The sequence below is a fragment of the Moorena sp. SIO1F2 genome (assembly GCF_010672755.1).
Taxonomy (GTDB): domain Bacteria; phylum Cyanobacteriota; class Cyanobacteriia; order Cyanobacteriales; family Coleofasciculaceae; genus Moorena.
In genome coordinates, this window is record NZ_JAAHFV010000232.1 from 1 (window position 1) to 10,494 (window position 10,494).

9 protein-coding genes are annotated in these 10,494 nt (G+C 44.1%); 5 read left to right on the plus strand and 4 right to left on the minus strand.

The features are described from left to right. The first annotated feature begins 361 nt into the window (after nt 1-361). Together F6J94_RS23030 and F6J94_RS23035 are read left to right on the plus strand one after the other, a co-directional pair. A complete protein-coding gene (locus F6J94_RS23030; RefSeq protein ID WP_293044479.1) occupies nt 362-1,396 on the plus strand; it encodes a phosphate/phosphite/phosphonate ABC transporter substrate-binding protein in 1,035 nt (344 codons plus the stop codon). Between the two features lie 149 nt (nt 1,397-1,545). Then, nucleotides 1,546-1,692 carry a hypothetical protein gene (locus F6J94_RS23035; RefSeq protein WP_293020171.1) on the plus strand — a complete coding sequence of 49 codons (147 nt, stop codon included), beginning with the start codon at nt 1,546-1,548 and terminating at the stop codon, nt 1,690-1,692. 38 nt (nt 1,693-1,730) lie between these two features. Here F6J94_RS23035 and chrA read toward each other — a convergent pair whose 3' ends face one another. Continuing rightward, nucleotides 1,731-2,969 (minus strand): chromate efflux transporter, encoded by a 1,239-nt coding sequence (gene chrA / locus F6J94_RS23040; protein ID WP_293044482.1) that lies wholly within the window; start codon nt 2,967-2,969, stop codon nt 1,731-1,733. A gap of 10 nt (nt 2,970-2,979) precedes the next feature. Then, on the minus strand, nt 2,980-3,990 hold the full coding sequence (locus tag F6J94_RS23045; protein ID WP_293044484.1) for a sulfotransferase: 1,011 nt from the start codon (nt 3,988-3,990) through the stop codon (nt 2,980-2,982). A 1,399-nt stretch (nt 3,991-5,389) separates the two neighbouring features. On the opposite strand from F6J94_RS23045, the gene F6J94_RS23050 reads away from it, so the two are divergent. Continuing rightward, nucleotides 5,390-7,084, plus strand: a complete 1,695-nt coding sequence (locus F6J94_RS23050; RefSeq protein ID WP_293044486.1) for a hypothetical protein — start codon at nt 5,390-5,392, stop codon at nt 7,082-7,084. 84 nt (nt 7,085-7,168) lie between these two features. Here the strand turns inward: F6J94_RS23050 and F6J94_RS23055 are convergent, their stop codons facing one another. Beyond that, complete coding sequence (locus F6J94_RS23055; protein WP_293020166.1) at nt 7,169-7,321, minus strand: hypothetical protein; 153 nt, start codon at nt 7,319-7,321, stop codon at nt 7,169-7,171. A gap of 499 nt (nt 7,322-7,820) precedes the next feature. Here F6J94_RS23055 and F6J94_RS23060 point away from each other — a divergent pair, with 499 nt between their 5' ends. Then, nucleotides 7,821-8,003, plus strand: a complete 183-nt coding sequence (locus F6J94_RS23060) for a hypothetical protein (protein ID WP_293044488.1) — start codon at nt 7,821-7,823, stop codon at nt 8,001-8,003. A gap of 152 nt (nt 8,004-8,155) precedes the next feature. On the opposite strand, the gene F6J94_RS23065 is transcribed toward F6J94_RS23060, so the two are convergent. After that, complete coding sequence (locus F6J94_RS23065; RefSeq protein WP_293020165.1) at nt 8,156-8,281, minus strand: hypothetical protein; 126 nt, start codon at nt 8,279-8,281, stop codon at nt 8,156-8,158. Between the two features lie 183 nt (nt 8,282-8,464). Here F6J94_RS23065 and F6J94_RS23070 point away from each other — a divergent pair. Next, a partial coding sequence (locus F6J94_RS23070) for a filamentous hemagglutinin N-terminal domain-containing protein (protein WP_293044490.1) occupies nt 8,465-10,494 on the plus strand: 2,030 nt, incomplete at its 3' end.

The following is a 10,494-nucleotide window of genomic DNA, read 5'->3' on the forward strand; positions in this document are numbered from 1 at the left end:
ATCCCATCAACGACGAGCCAAGAGCCTATTTCGTTTGGGATTTGATTATCTGCGCTCAATTTTCACCAATCTTGACCACCAGTTCCCAGCTTTTCTTAACTCTCTCCATTTTTTGTCCTGTACTTAGGTGATATAGTCATATCTAACTCTACAGGTATAGTTTTTTGGATTTTTTGTGTATGCTCGTAACTGCTGACAGTAAAAACTAAGGCTGGCTAAGAGATATCTAAAACTTCATCGAAACTTCATCGAAACTTTATAAAATTATCCATCAATTGAAATAACTCTTGCTAAATAAAAAATAAGATATAGTTTAAATTATTTTTATGATTATTATTATTGAATAATTTAATCGGTTTTGATGGTTAAAAATCTAGTAAACTCAATAAGTTATCAACAGACAATAATTCATCTGTTGACTGGTGTATCTATTGCTCTTATCCTAGGGCTTACCGCCTGCGAGAAGAAACAGTCTGCAAACCCATCAGTGATACCCGTTGATACTTCCCATCAACAAGTGTCGGACAATACTGTCCGGGTGGGTGTGCTGATCATTGATAGCGTGGATTCTGTCAAACAACGGTATCAGCCACTCCTAAACTACCTCTCTGGGGTGATTAATCGCCCTTTCTCCTTAGTACCTGTTACCCAAGAAAGTCAATTCATTGAAGTAGCCCAAGGTAATTTGCACTTTACCACCAACAATCCTCTGGCAGCTGTGCAAATCCGTCGGCTCTACGATACGGAATTTCTACTTACCCACTCTCGACCTCAGGTGGGTACAAAATTTGGTGGTCTGATCATCGTCAGAAGCGATAGCAATATCTACAAGCTGAAGGATCTGCAGGGTAAGAAGGCAGCCTGCGTGGCTTTTCAAACGGCGGCGGCTGGCTGCACTTTCCAAATCTATCATCTGCTTGAACATGGTATTGACCCGTTCGTGGACTTCAGCAGTTTTGTGGAAAACAAATCACAAGACAAGATCGTACTTGACGTAGTCAACGGCAAAATTGATGTTGGGTTTATCCGTACATGTCAATTAGAAAATATGGTCAAGCAAGGCTTGCTGGAAAACCTGGAACAGCTGAGAATCCTAGATTCGGCTAAGGACGAATTCTTCTATACTCATACCACCCAGCTCTATCCCGAGTGGCCAATTGCTGCGGTTAAGGGTACTGACCCGCAATTAGTCGCAGCAGTGACCGACGCGCTTCTGAATATCCCAGCAAATCATCCAGCCCTGGCAGCTGCTAAGATAGAAAAATTTTTACCGGCAGAGGATTATGGCTCCCTGGATAAGCTGATTGAAACGTTGAGGCTAAAAAGTTGGGATGCTAATAGGGATCCGTTTAGGAATTCTGGGAACAGGCAACAGGGAGTAGGGAGTAGGGAGTAGGGAGTAGGGAACAAAAATTCTCACCATTCCTACACGGATTGCTATAGCATTTGTATTTGAGATGTAAACCGAGAAGGTGTTATTTTATTTTACTAAAAAACTCTGGAGCTCTTGCCCCTCTTGCCTTCCCCTCCTGGGAGGGGTTAGGGGTGGGTTCCTCTTGCCTCTTGCCTTTTTCGACAATCTATAACTTTACAACTTGTTTTAAAACTCTATATTATAGCAATCCTAAATCAATTGAGAGAATGTTTGTTCCCTGTTCCCTACTCCCTGCTCCCTGCTCCCTGTTCCGGTGATCCGCTGTTCCCTGTTCCCTTTGCTATAGCAATCCATTCTAGATTGAGTAAAGTACTAAGCCTAAAATTCCAGCAATCGGGATAATTAACAGCACCTTCACGCGGAACCGCCACATGGCAGCTAAAGCTGCGGCAAAGATCACCAGGCTGCCAACATGAAATTCAGCACTCCCAGCTACTACAATAGCAGCGGTAATGATCATGCCAATGACGGCAGGACGAATTCCTTTGAGCGCCGCCTGAATGACTGTAGATTCTTTGATATGTTTCAATAAGTGGGAACAGGTTACCATCAGCAGTCCTGGTGGTAAAAAAATTCCTACTGTTGCTACTATTGCTCCCGAAATCCCTTTCACCACATAACCGATGAAGGCAGCGCTGATCAGAATTGGTCCAGGAGTAATTTGTCCGATTGCGATCGCATTAGCAAATTCTGTCTGAGTCACCCAACCGTAATTATTCACCACCACTTCTTGAATCAGGGGAATGAACACGTAGCCTCCACCAAATAGCATTAGGCTCATGCCGGAAAATGTGACGAATAGTTTCGCGAGGCTGGTTTCCCCCAAAAAGGGTAGGGGAATCAGAGAAAGCAACAGAAAACTCAGGAGGATGAGCAAGGTGACTGACAGCTTCAGCCAGGAAATCCCCTGAATTGACTCCTGAATCGGTTGAGCTTGGGAATTCTCCTGTCCCGACTGCTTAGTGTCACCTAACCAAAGCCATCCTACCAATCCAGAACCCACCACGACTAGTACAGTAATGTAGAATCCTCCTATTACCTTGAGTAGGACTGCCGCTATCAAAGCAATCACTAGTTCCCGCCAGCCTTTGATCGCTTTTTTGCTCATGCGCCTGGCGGCACTCAAGATAATCGCCGCCACCGCAGGAATAAATCCCGCAAAGGCTTTTTGAAGTGCTGGAATTTCCCCGACCTGGAGATAAGCAATGGTGAGACCAATTACCAGGATAAAAGAAGGGAGCAACACACCGATAGCACTGACTACAGCTCCATTAGTCCGCCGCAAGCGATAGCCCACATAGGCTACTACATTAGCAGCAACTGGGCCAGGTAAAACAGTGGCTAAGGAAATGCCATCTAGCATATCTTCATGGGTGAGGAGCTTGTGCCGCCGCACCATCCGATTCTCCACTACGGAAATCAGAGCCATGAAACCGCCAAAGGCTGTACTTCCGATCTTGAAAAAGTTCCAGAACAGAAACCAAAGAGATACCGACTCGGGATTTTCCGAGTTTACATGCAGTTTTTTTAACATAGTCAGTTATTTAAGCCACTACGGTCTGGCGTGCTTTAATCTCTTTGAGCAAAGTGGCTTGGCGATCCCGTCGCTTTAAGTCCTCAGGATCCATCTTTTGGCGTACTTCTGCTTTTAAGCTTTGGTTAATCGCATTAAATTTAGCGATCGCAGTGCTGCTGAATTTGATTTCTTTGCCTTTAAGAATCCCAACCCGTTCGTAACCGAGAGCATCAAGTACATCTCCCGCCACCAATTCAAAAATCAGGATTTCCTCATCCGTAGCTTCCTGGAGAAACTTCTTAGTGTTTTGCTTAATTACAGGTTGGGTTACATTACTCCATAGGGAGCTAGACGTTGCAGTATTCGAGGCTTCCTGGGATTGATGGAAATCCAGCATCTCAGGAGTATACTGCACGCCTAGGAAATTACACAGATCCTGCAGAGTAGTCTCAGGAGAGCTGATTAGGGTTTCATAACTGATACTGAAAAACCTATCGGGACTTAGGCGAGAGCGCATCTGGAGTGCTAAACGCTGGGCTTTTGCCCATTCTTGAGCAATATGGTAGAAGTGCTTTTCTCCAACCACTGCCTTCTTAAAAGAAACCGCCACATCTCGACCATCCCGGTACAAATAGATAAATTTAGCGTTTTCCAAGTAGGCGGTAATCTCTGGCAGGTAGTAAACGTTGGCTAAACTTTTGCAACACCATTGCTGTGCTCCCCAAGTTTGTGCCATAATATCGTAAACAGAGGCAAATATCGCCACCAAAGACTGCTCTCGGCAAAGGGAAATTACTTCCTTTGTATCTAAATTCACACCCTCCCAAGGGACGGGATTGAGTTCCACTAAACGACACACATCATTTACTAAGAGGGTAAAGGTGTCCGTTTGACTCAAATCCCCATAGCTAGGTAGTAATGGCATCATCCGCTGCAATATGTGAGGGGAGTGGGGAGCAGCGAGATCACCGATCTGATTCAACATCAGGCGCAATAAATTAGAGCCTGAGCGTTGGGTGCCGATCATAAAAATAGACATAACTTTGAGCTATCCTCATCACTGAATTCCAATTGCTGACCTTGATCACCGATTAAGTAGAAGCAGCCATCAGAAAACGTTGTGGTTGCAATGCAGCACAATAAAAGTTTGGTCTTCACCAAAGCAACTCTCCCTAGCTGTGAGTGGAGCGGTGTTTAGCTAACTAACCGTAAGCATTCAGCTCTCAGCATTCAGCTCTCAGCATTCAGCTCTCAGCTCTCAGCTATCAGCTATCAGCTCTCAGCTATCAGCTATCAGCTCTCAGCTCTCAGCCAAAGGCCTACGGCCAACGGCTGTTGGCGTAGCCTGCGCGTAGCGCATATGCTTACAAATTGTTTAACAACCGATCAGCGCGTTTATATAGCAGTCGCCAGGGCAGGCGCGGACATGACAAAAGTCTCAAACCTAAGTAAGCGCAAGAGTTTGACTTCTGACTTCTGACTTCTGACTTTTGACTTTTGCTATATCTGGGTTGTAAACAAAATTATTGCCGGAAAAAGCAAAAGCTAAGAGGCAAAAGTAAAGATGGGAAAGAGATACAGAGTTTTATTGGACAATAAAAAAAGACCTCCTATGTTTACATCTGATTTATAAATCCTATAAACCAGATCACTCCTTCGTTAACTGATTACCAGATCCGGGATAACAGCCAAAAATTCAGCACTATGACTAAAGTAGACCGGCTAATTGATTGACATTAAGACTGTAGGTTGATGGGGTGATGGGATAATAATATCAAATTCGGTTGAATACCGATAATAAAAGTGTGGGGAGATGGGGAGATGGGGAGATGGGGAGATGGGGAGATGGGGAGATGGGGAGATGGGGAGATGGGGAGATGGGGAGATTTTTATTAAGGGTAATTATCCTGACATCATATAACACGCTTGTGAAACCAAATGTCATAGGATTTAATTGATCAATTCAGCAAAACTGAAGCCAAACTGAAACCAAACTGAGAAAAAAAGCAAAACTGAGACAACTGAGACAAAAACTGAGACAACTATTATGCTAACTTATGCTATATAGCGCCTCTCAATAGGATTAATTTCATCGGTTTATGATTCAACCTGAGATTAGTCTGAGAAAAATCTAAGCTCACCCTGGGCTAAGTATGAAAAAAATTATACAACTAAGCCTAGTTAAAATAACTGAGGTAAAAAACTGAGACAAAAACTGAGACATTAGGCTCTGATCCGAATGCCATTGTAGAAATATAGACACCTTAGCGGCTAGACAAAAGCGCTAATGCCCTGTTGAAAGCTATGGTTTTTGCCTAAGGGTCAATGTTTGCCTGAGGTTAAAAACATTACACTGGTCTATTGCCGGTAGACCAGTGTTTACTTCCAGTCTCAACTTCATTCACCAACTTCATTCACTTGCATTCGGAGGAACTTTGATGTCAAACACTTTTATTCCCACTGGAGAAACTCTAACCGAGCCCGTAGTACTACCTGGAGTAGGGGATTCTTTAACCGTATTCGGTACATTAGATGTTGATGGTAGTGCTGTTGATATCACCGGCACTAATGCCAGCATTTTTAACGCAGAAACAGGGACAATTGATGGTAGCTTCAACGGTGTCAACTTCTTTAATGGTGGTGCTTCTTCTGGCACATTAACCAACCAAGGCTTGATTACCAGTGATAGTCGTCCCGTCAACATCGGTGGTCAGAACATCAGGGTTGATAACTTAGCCCAGATTATCTCTTCTGCAAGTCCTCGGGATGGTGTCGTTTACGCTGACCAGACCGCTACATCCTATGATATTTTCAACGGTCCTGATGCTGTAATTGATGTCGGTGAGGGGAATGATGGAGATGCCATTTCTCTACAACTCGGTGCTAATGTCACAGGTAGTGTGGTTAATCAAGGTACGGTGATCGGACGTGGTGTGCCGGTGGGTAACAACCAAGCTACTGCGATTCGCCTCAGACAGGGTACTGACATCGGAGGAGCGGATGTCTCAGTCTTCAATGGTGATATTGTCAATGAAGGCACCTTGACCTCAGAAACTGACAGTGGTGTCCTGATTGAGTCGGGAGTCGAACTCAACGGTACAATCGTTAACAACGGTACGATTGATGGTGCTTTCAACGGCGTCAGCTTTGGCAATGGCGGTACCTCTTCTGGAGCGCTGCAAAATTTCGGTACTATCACTAGTGCTAGTCGTGCCGTAAATATCGGTGGTCAAGATATTAGCCTTCAAAACTTCGGTGAGATTCTCACCTCTGCCAGTCCCCGGGATGGTGTGGTTTACACTGACCAGAGTGCGCTTTCCTACTCGATTGTCAACGAAAGTAGTGGTCTGATCGATGTGGGTGAAGGCAATGATGGAGATGCCATTTCTCTACAACTCGGTGCTGATGTCACAGGTAGCGTGATTAATCGGGGTACGGTGATCGGACGTGGTGTGCCGGTGGGCAACAACCGAGCTACTGCTGTTCGCCTCAGACAGGGTACTAATACTGACCTCTCAGTCTTCAATGGTGATATTGTCAATGAAGGCACCTTGACCTCAGAAACTGATGCGGCAGTACTGATTGAGGACGGAGTCGAACTCAACGGCGAAATCATTAACAGGGGCACTATCAACGGTGGTGTTGTTGCAGGCAGCCCTCAGGTGGCTATTGATGTTCAGGATGCTGAGGGTGACGTAACTATTGTTAACCAAGGCACTATCAACGGCGATGTTCTACTCAGTGCGGGTGATGATACCTATGATGGTATCGCAGGCACTGTTAATGGTACTGTTTTCGGTAATGAAGGCAATGACACTCTGATTGGTGGTAGCGTTAATGATGTCTTGAACGGAGGGGTTGGCAATGACTTGTTAACTGGCAATTCAGGTGCAGACATCTTCGCCTTCGGCAGTGAAATCTTCCAAGACGGTTTCCAGGACTTTGACCAAATCACTGACTTTCAGGCAGCGGATAGCTTTGATTTCGCTGATGAGTTCTTGGGCAATATTAGTTTCGGTCGCGAAACAGTTAGTGGTCAAGAAGCCGTAGTAGCCATCCTTGGCGGCGAGGATAATCTGACTGTATTCGGCAATCTTGATGCTGCTGAGCAGGCATTTAATGCATTTGTGTAACACATTAGTTTAATCCCAAGACTGTTCCGATTAGTTCTTACATAAAAGGTGTTTACCCAAGACTGTTAGCGATCGCTAGTTAGATTAGCGATCGCATTTTTTATCTAAGCTCAATAGCTTACATAAAAACCATATAGCAGTTTTCAATTGGGTGAGGTATAAATTCCTAGGGAGTAGGGAGTAGGGAGTAGGGAGCAGGGAGCAGGGGGAGCATGTCACCTTTGTAATTAGGTACATGGATCCCCCCTAACCCCCCTTAAAAAAGGGGGGAATTAGATGAAAAACTCCCTGTGATTAAGAATTCGATTCAATTCAAAAGTCCCCCTTATTAAGGGGGATTTAGGGGGATCTAAACCAGGAATTAACAAAACTGACATGCTCCCGGGAACAGGGAACAGGGAAAAAATACTGTGTACCTCACCGAATTAAAAAACGCTGTAATATGATCTCAAAATGATATAAGTCTGAATAAAATCGCAAAACTGATACAAAAACTGAGATAAATAGTCTTGATTAATATGCTATAACCACCCCTAATATTGTTGAGTATCTCTATTTATTGCTCAATCTTAAAGTAACTTAAACTTAATCTGAAGACAGCCTTAAAATAATCTAATAAAAATCACAAAAATCAGCTTAATAAAAACACTTGATTCAAAAACTGATGCAAAAAATGAGACAGTATTCCTGGCTCTGCTCATTACTCTAAAACTAGACAGGTAAAGAGGACAGGGTAATGTGGCAGAAAATCATCGTTTGGCTTATAACTGAAATTATTTTAAACTTGGTAGGAATTGATGACCTAGCGGACTATAGCGAATTCATCTTTGAGAAACAAGTCATTAACCTCAACAGCTCTCAGCTGTCAGCTGTCAGCCGTCAGCTCAATGCTTACGTTTGGGAGAATCATTTCCCCTAGCATCAGGGATGTCGGTAAGTGTGAATATTAAGGAGAGAAAGCATCGAGTGATTACTATCTTTACTGGCTTTTTAACTAATAATTGTGATAGTTTGAATGGGACTAAATAGAGGTAATTAAGAATTAAGAATTTAGAATTAAGAATTTAGAATTTAGAATCGGGAATCGGGAATCGGGAATCGGGAATCGGGAATCGGGAATCGGGAATCGGGAACAAGTAATCCAAAATAGGTAATCCAGAACAGGTAATCCAGAACAGTAATAATAGTTGACTGCATCGCTACTCCCTACTCCCTACTCCCTACTCCCTATTCCCTGTTCCCTGTTCCCTATTCCCTGTTCCCTTTGCTATATTTTTATGAAGTTCAAGTAAAGTCTTTTCAAGAATTGTTACATCAATAAAGCTTAATTCATAGTTTATGAAATAATCCGAGAAATCGGGAGCATCTTTATTGATTAACATGAAACCTCGGATTGACCAACTTGTCGCAGCAAGTCCTTTTGTTCTTTGTTCTCTACTGGGTGCAACTACGGCATTAGGGCAAATAACCCCAGATAATACCCTCGGTAAGGTCAGTTCTGTAGTAACACCCAATGTGACTATTAATGGTGCCCTGGCAGATTTGATAGAAGGTGGAGCGATTAGAGACAGTAATCTCTTCCACAGCTTTTCGGATTTCAATGTGGCCGAGTTTGGGCGAGTTTATTTTGCGAATCCAGCAGGAGTTGCCAACATCCTGAGTCGGGTAACTGGAACAAATGTTTCTAATATTTTGGGGACTCTGGGAGTATTGGGAAATGCTAATTTATTTTTGATAAATCCCAATGGTATTGTATTCGGGTCCAATAGCAGACTCGATCTGGGAGGCTCATTTTTTGGGAGTACTGCTGATAGTATATTGTTTGACGATGGCACAGTATTCAGCGCAAAAAATCCCAATGATAAACCGTTATTAACTATTAATATTCCATCTGGGTTGCAATATGGCTCAAATCCCGGAAGTATTACTAATCAGTCTAGTCTGTTTTTGGTACCAAATGGTCAAACCTTAGGGCTGATTGGTGGTGAGGTTACTATTCCTGGTGGTTTGATAGCTGCATTGGATGGACGGATTGAGCTGGGGAGTGTGGGTAATGGTGTGGTGAACTTGACCCCAACCGATACTAGTTTTGTGTTGGATTATTCAGCAGTTCCAGCGTTTCAGGATATTAGTTTGTCTGACGGTGCTTTTGTTATTACCAGTGGCGAAAGTGGTGGCAGTATCCAGGTGCAGGGAGCTAATGTGAGTTTACGCGATCGCTCTTTTGTGTTTGCGAATACCGAAGGTAGTGGCAGTGGCGGTGGCATAGTTGTTGATGCTTCTCAGTTGAGTCTTGAGGGTGGTTCTCAAATAACTACGAATGTAATTGGCTCAGGACAGGGGGGAGATTTGACTGTGGATGCCTCTGAATCTGTGCGAGTAGTTGGTGTATCGCCTGATAGTATTCCCAGCATCTTGGCAGCCCTAGTTTTTCCAGAAGCAACAGGAAATGGGGGAGATGTCAGTATTACCACTGGGGAGTTAATCGTCTCTGATGGGGCATTTGTTGCAACTACGACACGGGGTGAAGGGGACGCGGGAGATGTCAGTATTACTACTGGGGAGTTAATTGTCAAAGATGGAGCATTTGTTTCAACTAGCACTTCGGGTGAAGGGGACGGGGGAAATTTGACTGTGGATGCGGACTCTACTGTTGAACTTAGCAGCGACTTGTTTGCTCAAACTGCAGGTAAAGGAAATGCGGGAGATGTCAGTATTACCACTGACCAGTTAATTGTCAAAGATGGAGCATTTGTTTTAACTAGCACTTTTGGTGAAGGGGACGGGGGAAATTTGACAGTGGATGCGGACTCTACGGTTCAATTGATAGGTACCTCAGCCTCGGGTGAGTTTGCCAGCAGCTTTTTGACTCAAACTCTAGGGAAAGGGAAAGCGGGAGATGTCAGTATTACTACTGGGGAGTTTATCGTCTCTGATGGAGCACGAATTTCAGCTCGCACTTTGGGTGAAGGGGACGGGGGAAATGTGACAGTGGATGCGGACTCTACGGTTCAATTGATAGGTACCTCAGCCTCGGGTGAGTTTGCCAGCAGCTTGTTGACTCGAACTCTTGGGAAAGGGAAAGCGGGAGATGTCAGTATTACTACTGGGGAGTTTATCGTCTCTGATGGAGCAATAGTTTCAGCTAGCACTTTTAGTGAAGGGGACGGGGGGGACATTAATGTCAATGCTTCCTCTACTGTTGAACTTAGCAGCGACTTGTTGGCTCAAGCTAATTCAGGTTCAAAAGGAAATGGGGGAGATATAAGTATTACCACTGACCAGGGCATGTCGTCAGTTAGAGAATTGACAACCAGTCAGTGCAGCTATAGAACTGAGGGGAGTCAGGAAAACTCAACTAAGGAGGAAGTAATGCGTCGGTATGCCTTGCGAGATGATCAGTGGGAGCG

Coding starts and splice junctions, on each gene's coding strand:
- F6J94_RS23030 (WP_293044479.1), top strand. CDS start 362: ATGGTTAAAAATCTAGTAAACTCAATAAGTTATCAACAGACAATAATT.
- chrA (WP_293044482.1), bottom strand. CDS start 2,969: ATGTTAAAAAAACTGCATGTAAACTCGGAAAATCCCGAGTCGGTATCT.
- F6J94_RS23045 (WP_293044484.1), bottom strand. CDS start 3,990: ATGTCTATTTTTATGATCGGCACCCAACGCTCAGGCTCTAATTTATTG.
- F6J94_RS23050 (WP_293044486.1), top strand. CDS start 5,390: ATGTCAAACACTTTTATTCCCACTGGAGAAACTCTAACCGAGCCCGTA.
- F6J94_RS23055 (WP_293020166.1), bottom strand. CDS start 7,321: ATGTACCTAATTACAAAGGTGACATGCTCCCCCTGCTCCCTGCTCCCT.
- F6J94_RS23060 (WP_293044488.1), top strand. CDS start 7,821: ATGTGGCAGAAAATCATCGTTTGGCTTATAACTGAAATTATTTTAAAC.
- F6J94_RS23065 (WP_293020165.1), bottom strand. CDS start 8,281: ATGCAGTCAACTATTATTACTGTTCTGGATTACCTGTTCTGGATTACC.